The organism is Streptomyces sp. NPDC057137 (assembly GCF_042670825.1).
GTDB lineage: Bacteria > Actinomycetota > Actinomycetes > Streptomycetales > Streptomycetaceae > Streptomyces.
The window spans coordinates 38,994-62,970 of record NZ_JBHUUW010000046.1 but is presented as its reverse complement, the minus strand read 5'-3'; the positions used below and the strand labels follow the sequence as shown (position 1 = coordinate 62,970).

18 protein-coding genes are annotated in these 23,977 nt (G+C 71.4%); 9 read left to right on the top strand and 9 right to left on the bottom strand.

All coding sequences use genetic code 11. From position 1 onward, the window contains the following. Positions 1–89: 89 nt before the first annotated feature. Entirely contained in the window at positions 90–965 is an 876-nt protein-coding gene (locus tag ACFT9I_RS28875; protein ID WP_382569000.1) for an NAD(P)-dependent oxidoreductase, read from the bottom strand. A gap of 71 nt (positions 966–1,036) precedes the next feature. Continuing rightward, on the bottom strand, positions 1,037–1,531 hold the full coding sequence (locus ACFT9I_RS28870) for a DUF3145 domain-containing protein (RefSeq protein WP_382568998.1): 495 nt from the start codon (positions 1,529–1,531) through the stop codon (positions 1,037–1,039). 271 nt (positions 1,532–1,802) lie between these two features. Here ACFT9I_RS28870 and ACFT9I_RS28865 point away from each other — a divergent pair, with 271 nt between their 5' ends. Continuing rightward, positions 1,803–2,756: an SGNH/GDSL hydrolase family protein gene (locus tag ACFT9I_RS28865; RefSeq protein ID WP_382568996.1), complete on the top strand. Its 954-nt coding sequence runs from the start codon at positions 1,803–1,805 to the stop codon at positions 2,754–2,756. Between the two features lie 35 nt (positions 2,757–2,791). Further along, positions 2,792–3,817 carry an aldose epimerase family protein gene (locus tag ACFT9I_RS28860; protein WP_382569006.1) on the top strand — a complete coding sequence of 342 codons (1,026 nt, stop codon included), beginning with the start codon at positions 2,792–2,794 and terminating at the stop codon, positions 3,815–3,817. A gap of 85 nt (positions 3,818–3,902) precedes the next feature. Here the strand turns inward: ACFT9I_RS28860 and ACFT9I_RS28855 are convergent, their stop codons facing one another. After that, positions 3,903–6,392 (bottom strand): beta-glucosidase, encoded by a 2,490-nt coding sequence (locus ACFT9I_RS28855; protein ID WP_382568994.1) that lies wholly within the window; start codon positions 6,390–6,392, stop codon positions 3,903–3,905. 156 nt (positions 6,393–6,548) lie between these two features. Between ACFT9I_RS28855 and ACFT9I_RS28850 the strand changes: the two genes are divergently transcribed. Both ACFT9I_RS28850 and ACFT9I_RS28845 read left to right on the top strand, forming a co-directional pair. Beyond that, entirely contained in the window at positions 6,549–7,133 is a 585-nt protein-coding gene (locus ACFT9I_RS28850) for a TetR/AcrR family transcriptional regulator (RefSeq protein ID WP_382568992.1), read from the top strand. Positions 7,134–7,204: 71 nt separating this feature from the next. Beyond that, positions 7,205–8,485: a pyroglutamyl peptidase gene (locus ACFT9I_RS28845; protein ID WP_382568991.1), complete on the top strand. Its 1,281-nt coding sequence runs from the start codon at positions 7,205–7,207 to the stop codon at positions 8,483–8,485. Positions 8,486–8,550: 65 nt separating this feature from the next. On the opposite strand, the gene ACFT9I_RS28840 is transcribed toward ACFT9I_RS28845, so the two are convergent. Further along, the gene (locus ACFT9I_RS28840; protein WP_382568989.1) at positions 8,551–9,426 is read right to left on the bottom strand and encodes an EI24 domain-containing protein; all 876 of its coding nucleotides are present in this window, start codon (positions 9,424–9,426) and stop codon (positions 8,551–8,553) included. A 176-nt stretch (positions 9,427–9,602) separates the two neighbouring features. Between ACFT9I_RS28840 and ACFT9I_RS28835 the strand changes: the two genes are divergently transcribed. After that, positions 9,603–12,170, top strand: coding sequence for a M14 family zinc carboxypeptidase (locus tag ACFT9I_RS28835; protein WP_382568987.1), 2,568 nt, complete (start codon positions 9,603–9,605; stop codon positions 12,168–12,170). 122 nt (positions 12,171–12,292) lie between these two features. Here the strand turns inward: ACFT9I_RS28835 and ACFT9I_RS28830 are convergent, their stop codons facing one another. Together ACFT9I_RS28830 and ACFT9I_RS28825 are read right to left on the bottom strand one after the other, a co-directional pair. Beyond that, complete coding sequence (locus ACFT9I_RS28830; RefSeq protein ID WP_382568985.1) at positions 12,293–12,721, bottom strand: organic hydroperoxide resistance protein; 429 nt, start codon at positions 12,719–12,721, stop codon at positions 12,293–12,295. A 121-nt stretch (positions 12,722–12,842) separates the two neighbouring features. Further along, a complete protein-coding gene (locus ACFT9I_RS28825) occupies positions 12,843–13,862 on the bottom strand; it encodes an NADP-dependent oxidoreductase (RefSeq protein ID WP_382568983.1) in 1,020 nt (339 codons plus the stop codon). 94 nt (positions 13,863–13,956) lie between these two features. Here ACFT9I_RS28825 and ACFT9I_RS28820 point away from each other — a divergent pair, with 94 nt between their 5' ends. Next, positions 13,957–14,391: a MarR family winged helix-turn-helix transcriptional regulator gene (locus ACFT9I_RS28820; RefSeq protein WP_382568981.1), complete on the top strand. Its 435-nt coding sequence runs from the start codon at positions 13,957–13,959 to the stop codon at positions 14,389–14,391. Between the two features lie 36 nt (positions 14,392–14,427). Here ACFT9I_RS28820 and ACFT9I_RS28815 read toward each other — a convergent pair whose 3' ends face one another. Then, the gene (locus ACFT9I_RS28815) at positions 14,428–15,180 is read right to left on the bottom strand and encodes a hypothetical protein (RefSeq protein ID WP_382568979.1); all 753 of its coding nucleotides are present in this window, start codon (positions 15,178–15,180) and stop codon (positions 14,428–14,430) included. Positions 15,181–15,301: 121 nt separating this feature from the next. On the opposite strand from ACFT9I_RS28815, the gene ACFT9I_RS28810 reads away from it, so the two are divergent. From ACFT9I_RS28810 to ACFT9I_RS28800, 3 genes are all read left to right on the top strand, one after another. Continuing rightward, positions 15,302–15,904 carry a hypothetical protein gene (locus ACFT9I_RS28810; RefSeq protein WP_382568977.1) on the top strand — a complete coding sequence of 201 codons (603 nt, stop codon included), beginning with the start codon at positions 15,302–15,304 and terminating at the stop codon, positions 15,902–15,904. Between the two features lie 184 nt (positions 15,905–16,088). After that, positions 16,089–17,132 (top strand): rod shape-determining protein, encoded by a 1,044-nt coding sequence (locus ACFT9I_RS28805; RefSeq protein WP_382568976.1) that lies wholly within the window; start codon positions 16,089–16,091, stop codon positions 17,130–17,132. Between the two features lie 208 nt (positions 17,133–17,340). After that, positions 17,341–18,792, top strand: coding sequence for a GAF domain-containing protein (locus tag ACFT9I_RS28800; RefSeq protein ID WP_382569004.1), 1,452 nt, complete (start codon positions 17,341–17,343; stop codon positions 18,790–18,792). Between the two features lie 105 nt (positions 18,793–18,897). On the opposite strand, the gene ACFT9I_RS28795 is transcribed toward ACFT9I_RS28800, so the two are convergent. Beyond that, complete coding sequence (locus ACFT9I_RS28795; protein WP_382568974.1) at positions 18,898–21,087, bottom strand: ThuA domain-containing protein; 2,190 nt, start codon at positions 21,085–21,087, stop codon at positions 18,898–18,900. Then, positions 21,084–23,573: a PQQ-dependent sugar dehydrogenase gene (locus ACFT9I_RS28790; RefSeq protein WP_382568972.1), complete on the bottom strand. Its 2,490-nt coding sequence runs from the start codon at positions 23,571–23,573 to the stop codon at positions 21,084–21,086. The genes ACFT9I_RS28795 and ACFT9I_RS28790 overlap by 4 nt, the downstream gene beginning before the upstream one ends. Between the last annotated feature and the right edge of the window lie 404 nt (positions 23,574–23,977).

The following is a 23,977-nucleotide window of genomic DNA, read 5'->3' as shown; positions in this document are numbered from 1 at the left end:
GGCGGTCGGCCGGGCCCCCGCCGCCCCGGGGCCCCGGGCCTCCGGCGTTCGGTGGTCTCGGCGTTTCGGCGGTCCCGGCGGCTGTGAGGTCAGTCGTCGAAGCTCGCGAAGTACGTCGCCGCCATGTCCTCGGCGCCGTGGCCCTGGGCCAGCGCGCGGGTGAAGCGGTTCACGCCCGCCTCCGCGACGTCCAGCCGGACGCCTTCCGCCTCGGCCGCCGCGACGATGAGGCGGGCGTCCTTGGCGGCCGTGGTGAGGGCGAAGCTCGGTGTGTAGTCGTCGTCGAGGATCACCGACGACTTGAGGCGGAGGTAGCCGCAGTCGAGCCCGCCGCCCGCGACGGCGTCCAGGAACCCCTGTGGGTCCACGCCGAGCCCCTTTGCCAGGGCCAGTGCCTCGGCCGTCGCGTGGGTAAGGGTCAGGGCCCAGCTGTTGCAGACGAGTTTGAGCCGCGTCGCCGCCCCGGACGCGCCGTCGTCGCCCACCCAGAGTGTGCGGTCGCCCACGGCCTCCAGAACGGACGTGACGGTGTCCCGCGCCCCTTCCGGGCCCGCGGCGATGACGACGAGCTTCCCCTGCTCGGCGGGGCCCCTGGTGCCCAGCACGGGCGAGTCGAAGAAGACCAGTCCGTGCGCGCCGGCCAGTTCGGCGAGCGGGGTGAGCCCGTCCAGGCCCGCCGTCGTCGCCTGGAGCCAGACCGTGCCGGGCCGCAGCCCCGGGGCCGCCGCCGTCATGGTCTCCAGGGTGGCGGCGGCGTCGTAGAGCATCGTGACGACGACATCGGCGCCGCGTACGGCGTCCGCCGGGCTGTCCGCGATCCGCGCCCCGTCGGCCGCCAGCGGCTCCGCCTTCGCGCGGGTACGGTTCCAGACCCGGACCGCGTGCCCGGTCCGGCAGATGTTGCGAGCCATCGCCGCGCCCATGATGCCCGCGCCGAGAACAGCTACTTCGAGTTGATCAGCCATGCGCCCACGGTAGAACGAGACCGCGACGTCCGAGTGCCCGGCTGTCCGGCTCCGGCTGTCCGGTTGTCGGCTCAGACGACCTGGTGCAGCCAGCGCACCGGGGCGCCCTCGCCCGCGTACCGGAACGGCTCCAGCTCGTCGTCCCACGGCTTGCCCAGCAGCTTCGCGACCTCGGCCTCGAGCTGCGTCTCGCCGCTCAGCGACCGGGCGAGGGCGGCGCGCAGCCGGTCCTCGGGGACCAGGATGTCGCCGTGCATGCCGGTGACGGCGTGGAAGATGCCCAGCTCGGGGGTGGCGCTGTAGCGCTCGCCCTCGGCCGTGGGACTGGGTTCGGCGGTCACCTCGAAGCGCAGCATCTGCCAGCCGCGCAGCGCGGAGGCGAGCTTGGACGCGGCGCCGGCCTCGCCCCGCCAGGAGAATTCGGACCGCCAGGTGCCGGGCGAGGCGGGCTGCCTGATCCAGTCGAGCTGGACGCGCACGCCGAGGACGCCCGCCACCGCCCATTCGACGTGGGGGCACATCGCGCGCGGCGCGGAGTGCACGTACAGAACACCACGTGTGGTCACCGGGACCTCCAGTGTGGGACGAGGTTCGCCTTTCCCAGCGGCCTCAGTAAACAGCATCGAGAGTGAAACCCCGCAAAACGGACAGCATGTGACGGGATGTAACTTACCGGAGTCGGAAGGCGTTGTTGACTCTCGTTCGACGCCTGAAAGCTACCTTGCGCGGGGGGCACGGGGGTGCCGTACTGTCGGTCCCAGGGGCGATATACGCGAAGCTTTCACTCGCCAGGACGCCGCCGTACGCATGACGACGCCCACGCGGAGGGTTCACACGATGCCTCAGAGCCCCCAGGGACGTGCTGAGCGACGCCTCGGCGGGAGTCGCGACCGCCGCCGGGCACCGTACGCGAGCGTCGCGGCCGCCTGTGCGGGGCTGCTGGTCGCTGTCGTCGCGCTGGCGGGATGCGGGGCGTCGGACGGCGCCGATCCGGACTGGACGAAGGCGAAGACCAGCCAGTCTCCCCCGCCGAAGCCGGTCTGGGACCGCAGTCCCACCTCCCTCGCCGCCGTCGGCGACTCGATCACGCGCGGTTTCGACGCCTGCGGGATACTCAGCGACTGCCCCGAGGCGTCCTGGGCGACCGGTACGGACGACGGGGTGCGCAGCCTCGCGGTGCGGCTGCTCGGTGAGCCGGGCGTCGCGGACCGCAGCTGGAACTACGCGCGCTCGGGCGCCTCCGTCGGTGAGCTGCCCGCGCAGATGGCGAAGGTGGCGGGCCACAAGCCGGATCTGGTCACGGTCATGATGGGCGCCAACGACGCCTGCAAGGACGAGGCGGCCCTGATGACGCCGGTGGACGAGTTCCGGACGTCGTTCGAGGAGTCGATGCGCCGGCTGCGCGCGGGCGCCCCCAAGACGCAGGTGTACGTGGCGAGCGTGCCCGATCTGAAGCGGCTCTGGTCCGAGGGCAAGGACAATCCGCTGGGCCGGCAGATCTGGAAGCTGGGGATCTGCTCCTCGATGCTCGGCGACTCTCAGGACATGGGGGCCGAGGCGACGGAGCGGCGCGCCACGGTGCAGGCGCGGGTGGTGGCGTACAACAAGGTGCTCAAGGACGTGTGCGCGAAGGATCTGCGCTGCCGTTACGACGGCGGGGCCGTCTTCGACTTCCGATTCACTGGCGACCAGTTGAGCACCTGGGACTGGTTCCACCCGAGCAAGAACGGCCAGGGCAAGTTGGCCGACATCGCCTACCGCAACGTCGTCGCGGCCAACCCCCCGGCGTAGGGTCGGCGACCGTGAACGAGTCGACCGTGAACGACATGACCGTGGCCCCGCCCGCGCCCGTGACCGTGCCCGAGCGCGCCGGTTCGGCGCCCGACGGCACTCCCGTCCACCGCTGGGTCCTGGAGCGGGCCGGTGTGCGGGTGAGGGTGCTGACGTACGGCGGGATCCTCCAGTCCGTCGAGGTGCCGGACCGCGACGGCGCCCTCGCCAACGTGGTGCTGGGCTTCGACGACGTCGTGGGGTACGTCGACTGTCCGTCGCCGTACTTCGGCGCGTTGATCGGCCGGTACGCGAACCGCATCGCGGGCGGGACGTTCACGCTGGACGGGCGGACGTACCGGCTGCCGCGCAACAACGGGCCCAACTGTCTGCACGGCGGTGAGCGCGGCTTCGACAAGCGCGTGTGGGACGCGGAGCCCGCGGCGGACGGGCACGGTGTGCGGCTGTCGCTGGTGAGCCCGGACGGCGAGGAGGGGTTCCCGGGGCGGCTGGAGGTCTCGGCGACGTACTCGCTGGACGCGGCGGGATCGCTGCGGATCGACTACCGGGCGGTGACGGACGCGCCGACGGTGGTGAACCTGACGAATCACTCGTACTGGAATCTGGGTGGCGCGGGCAGTGGTCGCGCCGGTGGGCACGTGCTGCGGATCGCGGCCGGTCACCTCACGCCGCTGGACGGCGACTCGGTGCCGACGGGCGCGCCGGCGCCGGTCGGCGGGACGCGTTTCGACTTCCGGGAGCCGCGCGAGGTGGGGTCGGGGTACGACCACAACTTCGTTCTGGAGCAAGGGTGTTCGGCGGGTGCGGCGAGTGTGGTCGCGGCGGAGCTGTACGACCCGGCGTCGGGGCGGCTGTTGACGGTGACGACGACCGAACCGGGCATCCAGCTGTACACCGGTGACGGCTTCGACGCGGGGCCGTTCGGGCCCTGCGAGGGCATCGCGCTGGAGACCCAGCACTTCCCGGACTCACCGAACCGGCCGGACTTCCCGAGCACGGTGCTGCGGCCGGGCGAGGAGTTCACCTCGGTGACGACGTACGGGTTCTCGACTGCCGGATGAGGGCGTGAGCCCGGTACGGCCGGTTCACCCCCGGCCGGCCGGTTCACCGGTCTGTCCGGTGAACCGGCCCTGTACGTCTCGGCGTTCAGCGCTGGACCGGCGCGCTCAGCCTGCGGTCGGTGAGCGAGCGGCCCGCCTGGATTTCGTACGCGCCCGGAATCGCCGCCCAGGCGTTCTCCCGCTCGTCCCAGATCTCGAAGGCGCGGGCCCTCAGCGGGATCGTCACCTCGACGCTCTCGCCGGGGCCCGCCTCGACGGAGGCGAAGCCGGCCAGCCAGCGCACCGGGCGCTCGGGCGCGTCGGGCACGTCGCCGGGAGCGGGGGTGGGAGCGAGGTAGAGCTGGACGGTCTCGCGGCCGGGCCTGGCGCCGGTGTTGCGCAGCGTCACGGTGGCCCGGTCGGCGGTGGCGTCCAGCGTCTCGTACTCCCAGTCGGTGTAGCCGAGGCCGTGGCCGAAGGGGTACGCGGGGGCTGTGCCGGCCCGCTCCCAGGCGCGGTAGCCGATGAACACGCCCTCGGTGTAGTGCAGTTGGCCGTCGGCGGGCGTGGTGTCGGTGACGGGGACGTCGGCGAGGGCGACCGGCCAGGTGGTGGTGAGCCGGCCGCCGGGCTCCTCGGCGCCGGTGAGGACGTCGGCGAGCGCGGCGCCGCCCTCCTGGCCCGGGAACCAGCTGAGCAGCACCGCGGCTACGTCGTCACGCCACGGCAGTTCGACCGGTGAGCCGGTGTTGACGACGACGACGGTGTTCGGATTGACGGCGGCGACGGCCGCGACGAGCGCGTTCTGGTGGCCGGGCAGTTCCAGGCTCGTACGGTCGAAGCCCTCGGACTCGACGGCCGTGGTGGTCGCGACCACGACGACGGCGGTGTCCGCGGTCCTGGCGGCCTCGACGGCCTCGGCGATCAGGTCCTCGGGGTCGCGCTGCGGGCCGAGATGGAGCAGTGAGAAGGCGACGGCGTCCATCGGCGCTCCGGGCAGCCGGGGCACGGTGAGGCGCAGCGAGACGTCGACGCTCTCGCCTTCGAGGAGGGTGACCTGGGCGCGGGCCAGTCGCTCGCCGAAGAACGCGTTGAACGGGTCGGTGCTTATCCCCAGGCTCTCCTCGCCCTCCCAGATCTTCTCGCCGCCGACGGTGAGGACGAGGGGGCCGATGCCGCGGGTGCCGAAGGTGTGGTCGCCGCTCTCGCGGGGGGTGAAGGTGCCGGTGAACTCGACGCTGTGCAGTTCGTCGTAGACGACGCCGTCGGGCAGGTCGGCACCGACCCACTGGACCATGCCGGAGGGGATGTCGGTGGTGCCCAGTTCCCGGCCGTCGGCGGCGCGGCAGACGGCGCGCAGCGCGAATCCCTTGGCGGCGACGCCGAGTTGGTCGCTGGGGTCGGCGCCGACGCTGTAGCTGAGGGTGCCTTCGGGCAGGGCGGCGGTGAGGCCGTCGAGCGGCGAGACGGTGTGCGGCGGGAAGACGGTGGCCGAGCCGCCGCCGAGGATGCGGGCGTCGCGGGCGGCGGCGCCGCTGAGGGCGACGGTGTGGGTGCCGGCCGGGTCGAGGGGCAGGGCGGGACGGCCGTCGCGTACCTCGTTGCGTACGAGGACGAAGGAGCGGCGCGCGACCTCGCGGGCCAGTGCGCCGCCGTCGAGGGGCGCGGGGAGGGCGGACGGGGCGACGACGGCGGGCGCGTTGTCGAGGACGCCGACGCGGGCGGCGAGCCTCAGCACGTTGCGTACGGCGTCGTCGACGAGGGACTCCTCGACCTCGCCGGCCCGGACGGCGGCGGCGAGCGCCTGGCCGTACACGGTCCTGGGGCCGGGCATCGCGACGTCGAGGCCGCCGAGGATGGCGCCGGTGGTGGAGCGGGCGGCCAGCCAGTCGGAGACGATGTAGCCGTCGAATCCCCATTCGCCGCGCAGGACTTCGTTCTGGAGATAGCGGTGCTCGGTCATCGAGTGGCCGTTGACCTGGTTGTACGCGGCCATGATGCCCCAGGGGTGGGCGTTCTTGACGATGGCCTCGAACGGGGCGAGGTACAGCTCGCGCAGCGGGCGCGGGGCGACGATGTTGTCGACGGTGAAGCGGTCGGTCTCGGCGTCGTTGGCGACGAAGTGTTTGACGGTCGTGCCGACACCGCCGTCCTGGACGCCGAGGACATAGCCGGTGCCGATCTCGCCGGTGAGGTACGGGTCTTCGCTGTACGCCTCGAAGTGCCGGCCGCCCAGCGGGGACCGGTGCAGATTGACGGTCGGCGCGAGGAGGACGTGCACGCCCTTGCGGCGGGCCTCCTGGGCGAGCAACCGGCCTGCCCTGCGGGCCAGTTCGGGGTCCCAGGTGGCGGCGAGCGCGGTGGGCGACGGGAGCGCGACGGACGGGTCGTCGGCGGTCCAGCGGACGCCCCTGACGCCGATCGGGCCGTCGGACATGACGAGGGAGGCCAGGCCGATCTCCGGGAGGGCGGGCAGCGACCAGTTGTCCTGCCCTGCCAGCAGCCGCGCCTTGTCGTCCAGATCCAGCTTGCCGAGCGCCGCCTCGACGGCCGCTTCGCGTGCTTGGTCGGCCCGGGTGATGGGTGCGCCGGTCACGGCGGTACCTCCTCGTCAGTGTCCTGCGTCTTGGGACGGTTACATGGTGACCCGTGATTCTGTAGGCGGGTAGGCTTCGTTATCGGTTTGTTACTCGTGTACGGTCCGGACAACGGTCGGTGAGCGGACAGGTACGAGGCGAGAGGACCCGGTTGCATGGCGAGGCCCAGAGGCGCGGAGCGGCGGGCGGAGATTCTCCGCGCCACCATCGAGGAGATCGCCGAACGCGGCTACCGCGGCACGACGTTGGGCGCGGTGGCCGAGCGGGTGGGCCTCACCCAGCAGGGACTGCTCCACTACTTCCCCACGAAGGAGGCGCTGCTCCTCGCCGTCATGGACGAGCGCGACCAGTGGGACACCGGGGGCGGCAGCCGGGGCGCGGACGGCTGGCGGCTGGAGCTGCTGACGTCGATGGTCGACTACAACGCGATGCGGCCCGGGATCGTGCAGACCTTCTCGGCGCTGCTCGGCGAGAGTGTGACGGAGGGTCACCCCGCCGGGGAGTTCTTCACCCGCCGCTATGTGCAGGTACGGGGCAACATGGCGGGCGTGCTGCGTGACGAGTTCGGCGACCGGCTGCCGAGCGGGCTCACACCCGAGCAGACGGCGCCGCTGCTGGTGGCCGTGATGGACGGGCTCCAGTACCAGTGGCTGCTCGCACCGGAGTCGGTGGACATGCCGGAGGCGTTCCGGGCGTTCGTGACGCTGCTGCGGGGTGGGGCGGAAGGGCCTGAGCGGTAGCGGGTGGCGGGCGCGGTAGCGGGTGGCGGGCACCGGAGGTGATACTTCCGCCACCCGACGGAAGGACTCCCGTGAGACTCGTGCGCACCACCGGCAACAAGGGCCGGCTCGGACTGGTACTGCTCGCATCGGCCGCACTGGTCGCCGTGGCGCCTCCCCCACAGGCCACGGCCGCCGTCGGCGCCCCCGCGGTCACGGTCGAGGAGGGGCGTCTCGACGGGGATGTGCCCCGGCGGATACTCGACGACAGCGGCTTCGACGGGGTCGCCCCGGCGTTCGCGACGTCGCTGCGCGGCGCCGGCTCGTACGCGCAGGCGGAGCGCGCGGCCGTACGGCATGGCGAACAGCTGTGGCAGCGGGCGGTGGACCGCGCGCAGGGGCGGGGTCCGGCGGGCGGTGAGCTGAGCCGGGACGACGACAGGCCGCTGTACTGGGCGCGGCTGGCCATGACCCGTGAACTGCGCGCGTGGCACGCGGAGTCCGGGCTCTCCGAGGCGGCGGGCGTACGGCTGCTGGAGCGGCTGGAGAGCGCGTCGCGCGGCCAGGACTCGATGACGGACCGGGGCAAGGAGCGGGCGCGGGACCGGGCGAAGGGCGTCAAGCGGATCGTGGTCACCGGCTTCGACCCGTTCACGCTGGACCGGGACATCCGGATCAGCAACCCGTCCGGGGCGGTCGCGCTCGCGCTGGACGGCACGGTCATCAGTACGGCCGACGGACCGGCGCGCGTCGAGACCGCCGTGTTCCCGGTCCGCTGGGGGGACTTCGCCGACGGCACGGTCGAACGCGCCCTGCGCCGTGCGCTGCCGCGCGCCGACCTTTTCGTGACGGTCAGTCAGGGACGGGTGGGGCGCATCGACGTCGAGCGGTACAACGGCGCCTGGCGCGGCGGCTTCGGCGACAACGAAAACGTGTCCGAGACCGGGCTCGTACCGGTGAAGGACCCGGCCACCCAGCCCCAGTGGACGAAGACCACGCTGCCCTACGCGGGCATCGTGGCGGCCGACACGGGGCGTTTCCCGGTGTACGACAACACGTCGGTCACCGAGATCCCGGCGGGCGCCACCGCCCCCGTCGTACGCCCGGACGGGCCGACGCCCGGCTCGGCGGCCCGCGCCGGTGGCGGCGGGGACTATCTGTCGAACGAGATCGCCTACCGGGCGACGCTGCTGCGTGACCGGCTGGGGCTCGACATCCCGGGCGGCCATGTCCACACGCCGGTGCTCCAGTTCGGGCCGGGCAACACCGACCCGGCGACCGGGACGGTGTCGGATCCGGTCTTCGTACAGAACAGGCAGGACATCACGGCGCAGCTTCGCACCATCGTGCGGGTGGCGGCGGAGGAGTCGTAGGGCGGGGACCGGAGCGGCTCACCGGGCCCGCCCGGTGAGCCGCGCGACCCGGCCGATGACCGCGTTCACCAGTCGCGCGGGACCTCGGGCGCCGCGCCGGAGCGGCCGGGTGCCGGAGCCGTACCACCGGTGAGGGGCGAACCGGCCTGCCCCGGCGCCGTGTTGAAGCGCAGCGTCGCCGGGTCCGCAGGGCCGGTGCCCGCGCCCTCCCCCGTCAGGTCGCGAGCCATCAGCGTCGCTCCCGCCACCGCGCCCGGCATCAGGAACACCGCGACGAACGGCACCAGGAAGGCGAGCGTCAGCGGGACCCCGAAGCCCACGGTGAGCAGCCGGCGGCGGCGCAACAGCGGGAGGCGTTCCTTGAGTTCGATACCGCGTCGCTGCATCGCGACCGCCGTGAGTTCCTCCGTGAGGAAGAAGCCGGACACGCAGAAGCCGAGCACGGGGACGACGGTCTGGCCGACGACGGGGATGAAACCGAGGGCGAAGAGCAGGACGCCGTACAGCACCACCCGTCCCAGGATCCGCAGGCTGTCCCGCGCGGAGATCCACAGTTCGCGCCAGAGCGGCAGACCCGACTCCGGTACGTCGCCGCCCTCCGACCGGTCCACGGCCTCGGACAGCGATTCGTAGAAGGGCTGCCCGACCAGCAGGGTCACGGCGGTGAAGGTGATCACGGCGACGAACAGCACGAGCGCGAAGAGCAGCACGGTGAGGAACCCGCGGAACAGCCCCTGCCACAGCGAGGACCAGTCGTCGGCGAAGGGCGTCGCCCAGGCCGTCAGGTCGTCGGCGCCGTAGAGCAGGCCGACGAGCGCCGCCGCGTACAGCACGAGGGTCACCAGTCCGGGCAGCAGCCCGAAGCCCAGCCATCTGCCGTGTGCGCCGACCCAGCGCTGGCCTTTCACCAAGTAGCCGAAGCCCACACCGAGATCACCCATGCCGTCACCCTATCGGGGTTGTTCCACGGCTGTTTCGGGGTGGTTCCCGGTCGGTTCCATGGTGCGGGCGGGACGGATGAGAGTCCGAGCACCCCTTGTTGTTGACACGTTCAACCGGTATGACCTGCCTATTGAACCGAACGATCGCCCCCCGCACGACCCGGAGGTACATCCGCATGGGGATGCCCAGACCCGTTCTGCTCGCCACCGCCACGGCCACCGCCGCCCTGATGCTCGCGCCGCTGCCCGCGCTCGCCGCCCCCGGCGCCGACGGTGACCGCTCGTCGCACCCGGTACGGGAGGGCGGCACCACGGACAGCCGCGTGGCCTCGTCCGCACTGCCCTCGGCCGGTGCCGCCGCGCTCTCCTCGGTGGGCAAGACCTCCCTCGGTCTGCGCAAGGACGGCGGCTACCCGCGCCGGAACGTCCTCGACACGCTGCCCGAGAACCCGGCCGACAAGGCCATCAAGCTGGGCCTGGCGCCGTACCACGCGCTCGCTCCGCGTCTCAACGCCCTTCAGGAGCTGGGCAATCGGGTCAGTGTCGAGGTCACCGGCCGGTCGGCCGGCGGGCACGACCTGTATCTCGTGACGGTCACGGCCCCGGAGAGCGCGAAGGAGGCCGCCGAGCAGGAGCGGATGCGCGAGCGCATCGAGAACTCCCCCGCGTCGGCCGCCAAGGACAAGCGCATCAAGGAGAGTTACAAGACTCCCGTCTTCATCAACAACAACATCCACGGCAATGAGTGGGAGGGCACCGACGCGGCCCTGAAGCTCATCGAGGAGCTGGCGAAGGCCAAGGACAGCCGTACGAAGAAGCTGCTGGCCACGAGCCGGATCCATCTCAACGTCACGGCCAACCCGGACGGCCGGATAGCCGGAACCCGTGCCAACGGCAACGGTATCGACCTCAACCGCGACTTCATCACCGCCTCGCAGCCGGAGGCGCGCGCGATCCGGCAGATAGCCGTCGACAAGCAGCCGGCGGTCATGCTCGATCTGCACGGGTACGTCAACGGCACGCTGATCGAGCCGACGACGCCGCCGCACGGCGAGAACTACGAGTACGACCTGTTCCTCAAGAATTCCTACGCCAACGCCCTCGGTATGGAGGAGGCGGTCAACGACCTCGGCTACACGTCCGAGAAGGACGGCGTCGAGCCGCCCGTCATCCCCTTCCGGGACCAGGAGGAGGGCTGGGACGACTGGCCGCCGATCTTCACCCCGCAGTACATGGCGTTCCAGGGCGCGGTCGCCTCGCACACCATCGAGATCCCGATGCGGGTCAACAACAACGACTACAACACCCTGCCCGTCGAGGAGTTGCGCCGCAGGTCCGCGATCAACACGGACGTCGCGGGCGCCGCGATGCGCTCCACGCTCGACTTCGCGCTGGACAACCGCAAGACCCTGATCGCCGACCAGATCGAGACGTTCCGGCGCGGTGTGGCGGGCGAGAAGCAGCGGGTCATCTCCGAGGAGACGGTGCCCGGTGTGCCCGGCATCGGTCCGGAGGACATCTACACGACCGACTTCCCGCGCGCGTACGTGATCCCGGCCGGCGACGGCCAGCGGTCGGCCTCGGCCGCCGCCCGGCTCGTCGACCACCTCATAGCCAACGACGTGAAGGTCGAGCAGGCCCGTAAGAGCTTCAAGGTGGCCGGCCGTAGCTACCCTGCCGGTTCGTACGTGGTCGACATGGAGCAGGCCAAGCGCGGTATCGCCAACGTCATCCTGGACGAGGGCCGGGACATCAGCGCCGACGTGTCGTCGATGTACGACATCTCGGGCTGGAGCCTCGGGCTGCTGTGGGGTGCGAACGTCACCAAGGTCCAGCGGGGCGGGCTGGACTTCTCCGGGCGCGAGGTGAACGCGGCCTCTCCGGTCGGCTCGGTGGCCCGTAACGGCGACCTGAAGCTGCGGCTGGACGACCCGAAGGAGTTCGCCGCCGTCAACTCCCTGCTCGCGCAGGGCGTGAAGGTGCGCAGGACCGCGGACGGCGCGGCGATCGTGCCGTCGTCGGCCCGTAAGAAGGCCGAGATCCTGGCCGACCGCTACGGCGTCGTCTTCACCGCCACGAAGGACAAGGGCGTCGCGGCGCTGCGTCGTACGACGGTCGCCGCGGCGGTCAACTCGGGCGAGCTGTTCGCGCTGCGCGAGATGGGCTTCGAGGTGCTGCCCGTGTCGACGGCGACGGCCAACGCGGGCTTCGACTGGTCGAAGGCCGACGCGCTGTACGTGTCGACGGGGCTGAGCCACAAGGCGCTCAACGAGACCGCCCGCGCGGCGCTCGGTGAGTTCCTCGCCGGGGGCGCCACGGTGGTGGCGCTGGGCTCCGGCGGTGCGACGTTCAACGCCGAGGCCGCGCTGCTGACGGCAACGCCGGTGCGGGGCAACGGGAACGCCAACGGCGTGGTGCGGGTGCTCAACACGCCCGGACCGATCACCGGTGGCACGCAGCCGCACTCGTTCGTCTACTCGCCGATCTGGTACACCGCGCTCGGCAAGGGCGTGCGTACGGAGCAGTCGTACGGCGGCGGCAACCCGCTCGTCTCGGGCCACTGGCGCGCGAATGAGGACGGCACGGGCGGTCCGCAGGCCGCGGCAGGACAGGCGGCGATCGTGAGCGGTACGTCGGCGGCCGGGGCGCCGGTCACGCTGTTCGGCACCGAGCCGCTGTTCCGCGACCACCCGAAGGGCTCGTTCGCCCAGGTGGGCAGGGCGCTGCTGAACCGGCTTCCGTAGGAGGCGCGCGCACGAAGGGCCGCACCCCGCTCGTGGGGGTGCGGCCCTTCGCGTGGCTATGGAGCGGCCGTACGGTCAGTCGTGCGATCGGCCGGTTGGACGGCCGACGGCCGGACGGTCCGTCAGACGACGGACAGCTCGACCTTGATGTTGCCGCGTGTGGCGTTGGAGTAGGGGCACACCTGGTGCGCCTTCTCCAGCAGGTCCTTCGCGGTGGCCGCGTCCACGTTCGGGATGGACGCTTCCAGCTCGACCTCAAGTCCGAAGCCGCCGGCCTCGGTCTTGCCGATGCTGACCTTGGCGGTCACGGTCGAGCCGGAGATGTCAGCCTTCTCCTTACGGGCCACGACGCCGAGCGCACTCTGGAAGCAGGCGCTGTAACCGGCGGCGAAAAGCTGCTCCGGGTTCGTACCGGCGCCGCTGCCACCCATCGACTTGGGCGGGTTGACGACGACGTCGAGCTGGCCGTCGTCCGAGGAGACGCGGCCGTCACGGCCGTTCTCCGCGGTGGCGACGGCGGTGTAGAGGGAGTCGATCTTCTGGATGGTCATTCGGGGTTCCTTCTTCTTTGTACGTCGCGGCTCGCGCCCACGGACCACGACGGCCTGGCACGAGCCTAACGGCTGAGGGTCGGTCGCCGTGGGTCGGACGGCGGTCGGTTGAGGGTGACGATCAGTCGAGGGTGACGATCATCTTTCCGGTGTTCTCGCCCCGGAGCAGCCCGAGGAAGGCGTCGTAGCCCTTCTCGATACCTTCGACCGACGTCTCCTGGTACTTGAGCTCGCCCGAGGCGAGCCAGCCGGAGACGTCCTTGACGAACTGCGGCATGAGGGCGCGGTGATCGTTGACGAGCATGCCCTGGAGGCGCAGCCGCTTGCCGATGACCAGCGCGAGGTTGTGCGGGGCGGGGGTGGACTCGGTGCTGTTGTACTGCGAGATCATTCCGCAGATGGTGGCGCGGCCGTGCAGGTTGAACGAGGAGAGCGCGGCTTCGAGGTGCTCTCCCCCGACGTTGTCGAAGTAGACGTCGATGCCGTCGGGCGCGGCCTGCTTGAGCTGCTCCTTGACCGAGCCGCCGCTCTTGTAGTTGAAGGCGGCGTCGAAGCCGTACTCCTCCGTAAGAAGCTTGACCTTCTCGTCGGATCCCGCCGACCCGATGACCCGCGACGCGCCCTTGATGCGGGCCAGTTGGCCCACCTGGTTGCCGACGGCGCCGGCTGCGCCGGAGACGAACACGGCGTCGCCCTCCTTGAAGGAGGCGGTCTCGAAGAGCCCGGCGTAGGCGGTGAGGCCCGTCATACCGAGGACGCCGAGGTAGGCGCTGAGCGGCGCGAGCGAGGCGTCGATCTTCGTGGCGTACTTGGCCGGCACCTGCGCGTACTCCCGCCAGCCGAGCCCGTGCAGCACATGGTCGCCGACCGCGAAGCCTTCGGCGTTCGAGGCGACGACCTCACCGACGGCGGCGCCGTCCATGGGGTGGTCGAGCTGGTACGGCGGGGTGTACGACTTCACGTCGTTCATCCGGCCGCGCATGTACGGGTCGACCGAGAAGTGCTTGTTGCGGACGAGGACCCGGCCCTCGCCCGGCTCGGCCACGGGGGCCTCGCGCAGGGCGAAGTCCTCGGGCTTCGGCCAGCCGTGCGGGCGGGCGACAAGATGCCATTCGCGGCCGGACGCGGGAAGAACGGTCATGGGTGCGGTGCCTCCTCGACTAAAGCTTCACTACCTGAAACAACCATGCCCCTCGATATTTCATGTTGTCAAGTAAACGGGTACTCTGCTGCGTATGGCTGAGCACACGGACCCCTTGACCCTCGAAGTCGTCGAACTCATCGGCACGGTCGTGGCGCGCTACTACGAGGAGTACGACCACGCGGCGGCGGAGCACTCCCTCACGGGCGCGCAGGCACGGGTACTGGGGCTGCTCTCCATTCAACCCATGCCCATGCGCCGGATCGCACAGAAACTGAAATGCGAGCCGTCGAACGTCACGGGGATCGTGGACCGGCTGGAGTCGCGCGGCCTGGTGGAGCGCCGCCCCGACCCCTCCGACCGGCGGGTGAAGCTCGCGGCGCCCACGGAGAAGGGGCGGAGCACGGCGCGTCAGCTGCGGGACGGGCTGAACTTCGCGCGGGAACCGCTGGCGGACCTCTCGGTGGCCGAGCGGACGGTGCTGCGGGATCTGCTGAAGCGGATGCTGGGGGCCGACGCCGGGCAGTGACCGCCGCGCCCTGCCCTGCCCTGCCCTGCCCTGCCCTCAGAAGCAGAAGATCAACAGGACGCAGCCGTCGTCGTCATCATCCTCCGCCGGGGGCGCCGAGGAGGTGGAGGACTGCGGCGACGAGGGCTGATTCGGCCGGCCGGGAGTGCTCGGGTCGGCCGGGGGACGGATGGAGCCCGTAGGACCGGGCGAGTCGCCCGGGTCCGGCCCGTCGCCCGGGTCGGCCGAGTCCGTCGGTGCCGGGGACTCCTCGCCGTCGGACGACCCGGATCCCGTCCCCGACGCCGAGGGGTCGGGCGAGCCGTCCCCGCCGGGGCCGGGCGAGCCGGTGGATTTGGAGGGCGTGCCGGTCACCGGGACCGGATCCTTGGGTTTCGTCGGGCCGGTCGGCGGCGGTCCGCCGTCGATCTCTATGGCCCGGTCCTCCTGTACGGAGGTGGCGTCGCCGTCGTCGCCGGACGACTCCAGCGCCAGCTCGGCCAGGCTCAGCGCGCCGACCGCCAGGACGAGACCCATCACGGTGAGCAGGACGGCGCGGCCCTTGCGCCGGTGGACACCGCGCTCGGCGCGCATCTCACGGCGCTCACGACGGGACACCTTGCGCTTACGGGAACCACGCTGCCGGCGCGGGCCCCTGGCAGGCTCCTGATCGTGTTCGCGCGTGGCGAGGACCACCTCCGCCTCGTGCGGGACGGGGTCGTGGAGCCGTAGCTCCTCGGCGGGCGTACCGCACCCGGCGCACGCCAGGGCGCCGTTGAGGTGCCGCTGGCAGTGATGGCAGTAGTCCATGGCGCCCTGAAGATAATCCGACTAACCCCGGAGCGGGCACCTGTCGTGTGAAGATCCTGTGCGGAATCGGCCCTTCCACCAATCCGCCGCCCGACCTGCCCCGAAGGTGCACGATGTCGCTATGAATGCCACGACATCAGCCGGAGCCGGTGGAACCTCCCGCCCTTTCGGACCACGCGACTTCCAGCTCGTACTGCTGCGCCGAATGGCCGACCACCAGGGTGAGTTGGTCGAGGACGCCCGGCATGAACTGGGCGCGTCGCTCGCCGAGATGCGGGAGGCCAACCGGCGCTGGCAGGCCATGGTCCGCTCCCCCCGCGCCCGGGGCACGCTGTCGCGCTACCGCTCGGTGCTGGGCGCGCCGGAGGCGACGTTCCCCCGGCAGGTCGGCGATCTGGCGTGCGAGGTGCTGCTGTGGCCCGTCCCGCTCTGGCCCACGCTCCGCTTCGAGGTCACGGCGGCGCCGGGCGGCGGCGTGTGGAACGAGTGGCTGGTACGGGCGCCGGGCGAACCGGGCCCCGAGCTGCGTACGGCGGACGATCTGCGCCCCTGGTCCTGCACGGTCGACGAGGTCGCCCGCGCGTTCGCCCCCGCCAGACCGATGGAGGGTACGGCGCCGAGCCGCTGGGGTCTCGCGTTCGACGCGCCGGGGACGGGGCCGTGCGTCGCGGAGTTCACCTGGGGTCTGCTGCAGCGTTGGTCGCCGGCGCGAGGCAGGTCGTAGGCGGGGCGGGTCGTGCGGGTCGTTCCTGGCGGCGCGTCAGGGCCCGTTCCCTGGCGTGGCGTCAGCTCCGTACCCCCGACCGGCGCATCCCAGCGCGCGCACCGCCCCTCGGGCGCCCACGATGCGAAGAGGACCGGCGGCCCGCCGGTGACCCACCTCAGCGCTCCCGGGAGAAGAACCCGCCGTGACCGTCAGCCTTGAGCAGTTGCGCCGTTGCCATGTCGCCGTCGACCTCGGGGCCGCCAGGACCCGGGTCTTTGTGAAGGGATCCGGGCTCGTCGTGGACGAGCCGAGCGTCGCCGCAGTGAACACCCGCACCGGCGCGCTCATCGCCGTCGGCGCCCTGGCCGAGCAGATGACGGGCCGTACGCCGGACTACATCCGCGTCGCCCGCCCCGTGACCGGCGGCACCGTCGTGGACATCGAGATGGCCCAGCGGATGCTCCGCCATCTCCTCGGTGAGAAGCTCCGCCGCCAGCTCCGCAGAAAGCCGCGGCTACGCGCGGCGGCCTGCACCCCCCACGACAGCGACCCGCTCGCCCAGCGCGCGGCGGTCGAGACCCTGGTCGGTCTCGGGGCCCGCCGGGTGGAGCTGGTCGACACGCTCATCGCCGCGGCCGTGGGCTGCGGGCTGCCCGTGGAGAAGCCGACCGCCACCATGATCATGGTGTGCGGCGCGGCGACCACCCAGGTCGCGGTCCTGTCGCTCGGTTCGATCGTGACGGCCCAGCGGATCCCCGTCGGCGGCAACGCCATCGACCACGCGGTCATCCAGCATCTGCGCCACCAGCACGAGTTGATGCTGCCGAGCCAGTCCGTCCGACCGCTCCAGCTGGCGCTGCGCGGCAACGGCATCACACCGGACGGCCCCACCTCGACGGAGATCCACGGCCGTGACGTGGCGACGGGGCTGGCCCGGTCGGTCTTCGTGGACACCGCCGCCGTACGGCAGGCCATCCACACGCCGCTCACCGCGGTGCTCGACGGCATCGGCAAGGTACTGCGCGACTGCCCGCCGGACCTGGTGGCCGACCTCGCCGACACCGGCATCATGATGGTCGGCGGCAGCGCGCTGCTGCCCGGCCTGGACCAGATGCTGCGCGACGCGACGGGCATGCCGGTACACATCGCCGAGCGGCCCGACGTGTGCGCGATCCTCGGGCTGGGGGCGATGCTGGACGGCAAGATCCAGCCGCTGGTACTCAACCCGCTGGCGCACGCCGAGTGACGTGACGACGGGCGGGGAGGACGGAGCCGCCGGGGGCGGGCACGCCGACCGGCGGCGGGAGGACAGGGAGGCCGGTGACCGGCGGGACGCCCGGGACCCGGACGGGCAGGGCGGGCGGGACGACAGCCCGTACGACCCGGACCGGTCAGGCTCCCGACGCGCCGCGGACCCCCCGAGCAGCCGCCCCGGAGGCACGCCCCGGTTGCCCATGCTGCTCGACGCCGTCCTCAACGTCGGGACCGAGGTCGAGTTGGCCTCCACGCTTCAGCACGTCGTCGACAGCGCCGCCGATCTCACCGGCGCGCGTTACGGCGCGCTCGCGCTCGCCGGGCCCGCGCACGGCCGGGGGCGGAGCCGTATCGCCGAGTTGTTCTCCGTCGGGCTCAGCGAGGACGAGCGCCGGCGGATCACTCGGCTTCCCACCGGGCACACCGGACTCCTCGGGCACCCCGGCAGCACCCTCAGCCTCGGCGTCCCCGTCCGTGTCAACAACGACGTGCTCGGTCATCTCTGCCTGGCCCGGAAGCGGCACGGCCCCTTCACCGAGGAGGACCTCGCCCTGCTGCGTGTGCTCGCCTCGCAGGCCGGGATCGCGATCGGCAACGCGCGCCTGTACGGGACCGCCCGCCAGCGCGCGCGGTGGATCGAGGGCGCCGCCGCCGTCACGACCGCGCTGCTCACCGGCGAGACCGCGGCGGACGCGCTGACGACCCTCGCGAAGTCCGCGCGGATCCTGGCCGGCGCCGCCGCCGGGGTGGTGCTCCAGCCCACCGACGAGGGCGGCATGGAGATCGTCGCCGCCTCCGCGCTGGACGACCCCGGCGACATCGTCGGTACGAACATCGCCCCCGGCTCGCCCGTACTCATCCAGCTCCTCGGCGGCGAACCCGTCTACATCGACGACTCGGCGACCGACCCCCGGATGACCACCCACGTACGGTCCCGCTTCGGGCCCAGCATGATGCTGCCGCTCCAGAGCGGCGGCCGGCTGATCGGCACGCTCGCCCTGCCGCGCAAGCGCGGCGGCCGCCCGTACACCTCCGTGGACCGGCTGCTGGCCACGCAGTTCGCCTCCCAGGCCGCGCTCGCGCTGGTGCTGGCCGACGCGCAGCACAACCGCGAGCGGCTGGCGGTCTTCGAGGACCGCGACCGGATCGCCCGCGACCTGCACGATCTGGTCGTGCAGCGGCTGTTCGCCACCGAGATGATGCTGGAGTCGACCCGGCGGCGCACCGGCGAGGGGGAGCTGGCCGATCTGCTCGGCCACGCCGTGGACGAGCTGGACTCCACCATCCAGGAGGTGCGGACCACGATCTTCGCCCTCCAGCAGCCTCCCGCCGACGCCCCGGCGAGCCTGCGCGGCAAGGTGCTGCGTGAGACGGCGGGGGCGGCGGCCCTCCTCGGGTTCCAGCCGTCCGTGCACTTCACGGGGCCGGTCGACACCCTCGTAGGGGATTCGCTGCACGCCGGGCTGCTGGCGGCGCTGCGCGGCGCGCTGGCCGCCGCGCACCGGCGGGCGGGCGTGACGTCGATCGAGGTGGAGGTCGACGCGACGGCGCGGCTGCCGGGCGGCCGGGACGGCGTGCGGCTGGTGGTCAGGGACGACGGCGACGGCGACGGCACCGAATCAGCGCCCGTCGTGTGGGAGGCCGAGCGGTAGCCCGGCACGCCGACAACAGAAGGCCCGGCACGGCAGGTTCGCCGTACCGGGCCCGCTGCCTCATCGCCCGGACCGGGGGTGTCTGGCACCCGGCACGGGCCGCTCTCACCGCAGCTTGGCCGCTCGCGCCGCCTCGAACTGGTTCACCCAGTACTGCGTGCGGTCAAGATACGCCGTCTCGGCGTCGGCCCCGGTCTTCCCGTACGCGCCCGAGAAGGTCTGGTAGCCGTGACCGGCCGGCGGGTTGCTCGACGCGGGTTCGATCGAGCTTCCCTCGTGCCATTCGTTGAAGGACGTGACGGAGACCCAGGTGGGTGATCCGCCGATGGCCGGGTCCAGCGCGTTGTTCCACTGCTTGTCGTACGCGGCGCCGTTGTCCCTGCCCAGGGTGGGCGTGGTGTTGCCGGGTACGGCGCGGTCGTCGATGTAGCCGGGGGCCACCGAGGGCGCCCAGACCAGATCGTTCGCCGCCGCGTAGTCCCCGGCGTTCTTCCAGCCGGGAGCGGTGGCGCCGGCGATACCGTCGTAGGTGTAGATGCCGTTGAAGTGCGCGATCTTCGACGTGTCGGTGGTCTGGGCCAGGACGATGTTGTTGTCGGTCACCTGGTCCAGGGCCGACCAGTCGGGCACGTCGAGGCTCTGGAAGACGTAGAACGCGTTGCTGTTGTTGCGCTCCGCGTCCCGGAAGTACGCCGGGTGGTCGCCGTAGTTCTCGTTGATGTAGTTGATGTCGTCCACCGTGGACGCACCGTTGCGACCGCTGTACGGCTCCAGGTGCCAGGCGACCTTGATGCCGTGGCGCTGGGCCGCGTCCATCACTCCGTCGACCAGGCCGTCCTCGTAACTGCCCTGGCCCCACCAGCTGTAGACCAGGACATTGGCGCCCGACTGCTTGATCCACTTCATGTGTTCCTCGACGGCGCCGGTGAAGTCACCGGAGTCGTACGCGCCGAGCTTGGGGTAGAGGTCGGCGCCGACGTCCTCGGGCGGGTTCTGGCCGCCCTGCTGCCAGTGCCGCCAGCTGCCGTTGACCTCGGGGCTGCCGTACCAGGGGTAGTAGAAGAGGTGCACGTTCTCCGAGGTGGCGGCCTTGGGGTCCTCGGCCGCGCCGGAGAGAGTGAAGCTGTCGATGTCGAACAGCGCGCCCGCTCCCCCGGTGAAGCGCAGGAACAGCGCGCCCGTCCCGGTGGCGGTCAGCGTGGTGGAGACCTCGGTGAAGGTCTCCCAGCTGCCCGTCGGAGCGACGTCGACCGAGCCGAGCAGGGTGCCGGTGGCGGAGCCGCTCCGGATCTCGACGGTGCCGCCCGCGCCCGCCGACGAGACGTCGGCGGTGAACTTCGTGGCACCGGCGGTGCCGACCTGCGAGTACCCGGCCCAGTCACCGTTCTCGATATGGCCGAGCGTCTGGCCGCCGCTGGCCGAGCCGTGGTTCGCGCGCTCCACGCCCGAGCCGGAGGTGTACGACTCCCCCTCCACGGCCGTCGGCTGCGGACCCGGGTCCTCGCCGCCGTCCGATGAGCAGTCGGCCTCGACCGCGCCGGCCGCGTACTGGATCCCGCCCAGCAGCACCTGCCGGAAGTCGGGATCGGCGTACGACTCCTGGGTGTGGCCGAGCCCGGTGTAGAACGACCGGCCCGCGGCCTGCTCGTCGCACCAGGTGATCGGGTGGTCGCCGCCCATCTCCCCACCGCTGTAGGTGGATTCGTCCAGGCTCTGGAGCACATGGACGCTGCCGCGCGGATTGGTGCGGTAGTTGTACCACTCGTCGGTCCTGGACCAGGTCGGGTCGAGGTGCGAGGTGGCCGGGTTCGTCCGGTCCTCGTTCTTGACCGTCGCCTGCTGGATCGCCGGGTGGCTCTTGAACCAGGCGCCGACCAGGCCCTCGTACGCCGGCCACTCGTACTCGGTGTCGGCCGCCGCGTGGACGCCGACATAGCCGCCGCCCCCGTCGACGTACGACTTCAGCGCCGTCTGCTGCGCGTCGTTGAGCACGTCACCGGTCGTGCTGAGGAAGACCACCGCCTCGTAGTTCGCGAGGTTGGCCGTGGTGAAGGCGCCGCTGTCCTCGGTCGCCGTGACCGTGAACTCGTTGTCCGCGCCCAGCGCTTGGATCGTCTGGATGCCGACCGGGATCGAATCGTGCCTGAATCCGGCCGTCTTGGAGAAGACGAGCACCTCGTACGGATCGGCCGCGGCCTCCGCGGACGCTCCGGTGGGTGCCAGGAACGCGGCCCCGAGCGCGACGGCCAGCACGCAGGACATGTGCCGCATACGCCGGGCGATATGACCTCTCATCGCTCAACTCCCTTGGCCGCCTTGGCCGCCGCACCGGTGGAGAAGGTGAAGGCGTCCAGGTCGAAGAGGTTGCCCTGGCCGGTCGCGCCCTTGAAGACGAGGAACAACTCGGTTGTCCCGGCGGGGGCGCCTGTGATGTTCCCCGTGACGTCGACGAAGTTCTCCCAGCCGCCGGTCGGGGCGACGGTCAACGTGCTGAGCAGCGTGCCGGTCGCGGAGCCCGCCCGTACTTCGAGCGTGCCGCCGACGCCGCCGGAGGCGACGCGCGCCGAGACGCTGGTCGCGTTGTCCACCGCGTACGGCTTGAAGGAGACCCAGTCGTTGTTGTCGGTGAAGCCGACCGTGGCACCGCCCTCGGCGTTGCCGTGGGCCGCCACCTCGATGCCGGACTGGGCGCCGAAGTGCTCGCCCTGCCGGTGCCGGGGCTGGAGGATGCTGTCGCTGTGCGTGGTCAGGCCGCCCGCGTCGGTGTACTCGGCGTCGAAGACCCCGTAGATGTTGGCGGCGGTGTCGTGCTCACCGTCGACGGGGACGTCGATGGTGCCGGAGCAGCCGTTCTTCGAGGTGATCTGGTGCCGGTGCTCGTCGTGGCCCAGCAGATACGTCACCTTGACCTTGGTGCAGTCGACGGTGCCGTCCTCGGGGTCACTGGCCGTCACGGTGAACGGGACGCTGTCGCCCCAGGAGAACAGCTCGCCGTCGGCGGGCGTGTTCAGGGTGACGGTGGGCGCGCTGTTGCCGGCGGTCACGACGAGGCTGGCGGAGCCGGTCAGGCCCTCCGGGTCGGTGACGGTGAGGGTCGGCTGGAACGTTCCGGCCTCGGTGTAGGTGTGGCTCGGGTTGGCGTCGGTGGACTTCGTACCGTCACCGAAGTCCCAGGCGTAGCTGAGCGCTCCGCCCTCGGGGTCGGCGCTTCCGGCGGACGAGAAGGCGACCGCGAGCGGTGTCGGGCCTGATGTCTTGTCGGCGACGGCCTTGGCGACCGGGCTGCGGTTGCTGCCGGCCAGGTACTCGACGCGGTACAGCGCCTGGTTGTTGGAGCCGGTGCCGTAGTCGAGGACGTACAGCGCGCCGTCGGGGCCGAAGGCCTGGTCCATGACCTGGGTACCGGTCCATGGGAAGTTCTCGATGACGCCGGGGGAACCGTCCGCCTTGACCTCGATGGCCTTGATCCACTTGCGGCCGTACTCACCGGCGAAGAAGCGGCCGTCGAGGGACTCGGGGAACTTCACGGCGGAGTCGAGACCCGCGTCGTAGTTGTAGACGGGACCGCCCATGGGCGACTCGGAGCCGCTGCCGAACTCGGGCGGGGAGCCCGCGTCACCGGAGTAGCGGATCCAGGCGGCCTTGGCCGGCGGGAGCTTGCTCTGGCCGGTGTTGTGGAGGGAGTTGTTGGTGGGGCCGCCCGCGCAGTCGTACTTGCCCGCGGAGGGTCCGTCCGGGAACGCCCACTCGCCGTACGTCTCGGTGGTGGTGTTGGTGCCGGTGCAGTACGGCCAGCCGAAGTTGCCGGCCTCGGTGATGCGGTTGAACTCGACCTGGCCGCTGGGGCCGCGATCGGCGCTGGTACCGCCGGAGTCGGGGCCGTAGTCACCGAGGTAGACGATGCCGGTCGACTTGTCGACGGACATCCGGAACGGGTTGCGGAAGCCCATCGCGTAGATCTCGGGGCGCGTCTGGGCCGTACCCGCGGCGAAGAGGTTGCCGGACGGGACGGTGTAGCCGCCGTCGGCCGTGGGCTTGATACGGAGCACCTTGCCGCGCAGGTCGTTGGTGTTGCCCGAGGAGCGCTGGGCGTCGAACTGCGGGTTGCGGTTGGCGCGTTCGTCGATCGGTGAGTAACCGGCGGACTCGAACGGGTTCGTGTCGTCGCCCGTCGTCAGGTAGAGGTTGCCCTGCGCGTCGAAGTCGATGTCACCGCCGACGTGGCAGCACTGGCCACGGTCGTTGGGGACTTCGAGCACGACCTTCTCGCTCGCGGCGTCGAGGGTGCCGTCGGCCTTGAGCGTGAAGCGGGAGAGGTTCAGGTGCCCCTTCCACGGCTCGAAGTCGGCCGCGCTGCCGGTCACCGGGGCGTCGCCGCCAGGGGTGTTGAGCTTGGGCGAGTAGTAGAGGTACAGGTACCGGTTGGTCGCGAAGTTCGGGTCTGCCGCGACTCCCTGGAGACCTTCCTCGTCGTGCGTGTAGACATCGAGCTTGCCCGACGTCTTGGTGTTGCCGGCGGCGTCCGTGAGGCGGACTGTGCCGTCCCTCGCGGTGTGCACGACCGAGCGGTCGGGCAGGACGGCCAGCGACATGGCCTCGCCCAGTTCGGAACCACCGAGGGCGAGTTGCACCTGCTGGTAGTCCGCTGCCGGGATCTCGGCGGCCTCGTGCTCCGGGTGACCGGGGTGGGCCACGGCCGCGGGGGCGGCGGTGAGACCGGCGGAGAGTACGAGGGCGAGCGCCGCGAAAATTCTGGACCACGCTGGTGGGCGTCGTGACATGAAATTTCCTTCCTGACCAGAGGTGGGGTGTGTCAGGCAAGGCGCGCGCCGTCGCGCTTTGCAGCCGAGCGGTGGGGGCGGTGCGGTGGTGCGGTGGTGCGGGGGGTTCGTCGTGGGGGGTTCTGGAGGACGTCGTGTGTTCGCCCGGGAGCCATGTCCACAGTCCGAGCGAGTTGCATGCTGGCAACGCCGAATTAATTTGTCAAGGTCGTGTCAAAATTGACTCAGGCCATCCCGGCGGCCTCCCCCGTACGCGCGCGAGACCGAACTTGCCCCGCGTAGACCGGCCTTGGCCTGCCGCGTTCCAAGAACGATCTCGCGGCGCAGGGCACCGGCAACTGCCCACGTTTCGGACACTGTTGTGTGACTGAACAAATTCGCCGAGGTTACGGGAAACGCCCCCG

Excerpts from the sequence above, each read along its gene's own strand:
- ACFT9I_RS28790 (WP_382568972.1), bottom strand. The coding sequence starts at position 23,573 with ATGTCACGACGCCCACCAGCGTGGTCCAGAATTTTCGCGGCGCTCGCC.
- ACFT9I_RS28810 (WP_382568977.1), top strand. The coding sequence starts at position 15,302 with ATGAATGCCACGACATCAGCCGGAGCCGGTGGAACCTCCCGCCCTTTC.
- ACFT9I_RS28825 (WP_382568983.1), bottom strand. The coding sequence starts at position 13,862 with ATGACCGTTCTTCCCGCGTCCGGCCGCGAATGGCATCTTGTCGCCCGC.
- ACFT9I_RS28830 (WP_382568985.1), bottom strand. The coding sequence starts at position 12,721 with ATGACCATCCAGAAGATCGACTCCCTCTACACCGCCGTCGCCACCGCG.
- ACFT9I_RS28865 (WP_382568996.1), top strand. The coding sequence starts at position 1,803 with ATGCCTCAGAGCCCCCAGGGACGTGCTGAGCGACGCCTCGGCGGGAGT.
- ACFT9I_RS28800 (WP_382569004.1), top strand. The coding sequence starts at position 17,341 with ATGCTGCTCGACGCCGTCCTCAACGTCGGGACCGAGGTCGAGTTGGCC.
- ACFT9I_RS28820 (WP_382568981.1), top strand. The coding sequence starts at position 13,957 with ATGGCTGAGCACACGGACCCCTTGACCCTCGAAGTCGTCGAACTCATC.
- ACFT9I_RS28840 (WP_382568989.1), bottom strand. The coding sequence starts at position 9,426 with ATGGGTGATCTCGGTGTGGGCTTCGGCTACTTGGTGAAAGGCCAGCGC.
- ACFT9I_RS28795 (WP_382568974.1), bottom strand. The coding sequence starts at position 21,087 with ATGAGAGGTCATATCGCCCGGCGTATGCGGCACATGTCCTGCGTGCTG.
- ACFT9I_RS28875 (WP_382569000.1), bottom strand. The coding sequence starts at position 965 with ATGGCTGATCAACTCGAAGTAGCTGTTCTCGGCGCGGGCATCATGGGC.
- ACFT9I_RS28850 (WP_382568992.1), top strand. The coding sequence starts at position 6,549 with ATGGCGAGGCCCAGAGGCGCGGAGCGGCGGGCGGAGATTCTCCGCGCC.
- ACFT9I_RS28835 (WP_382568987.1), top strand. The coding sequence starts at position 9,603 with ATGGGGATGCCCAGACCCGTTCTGCTCGCCACCGCCACGGCCACCGCC.
- ACFT9I_RS28815 (WP_382568979.1), bottom strand. The coding sequence starts at position 15,180 with ATGGACTACTGCCATCACTGCCAGCGGCACCTCAACGGCGCCCTGGCG.
- ACFT9I_RS28860 (WP_382569006.1), top strand. The coding sequence starts at position 2,792 with ATGACCGTGGCCCCGCCCGCGCCCGTGACCGTGCCCGAGCGCGCCGGT.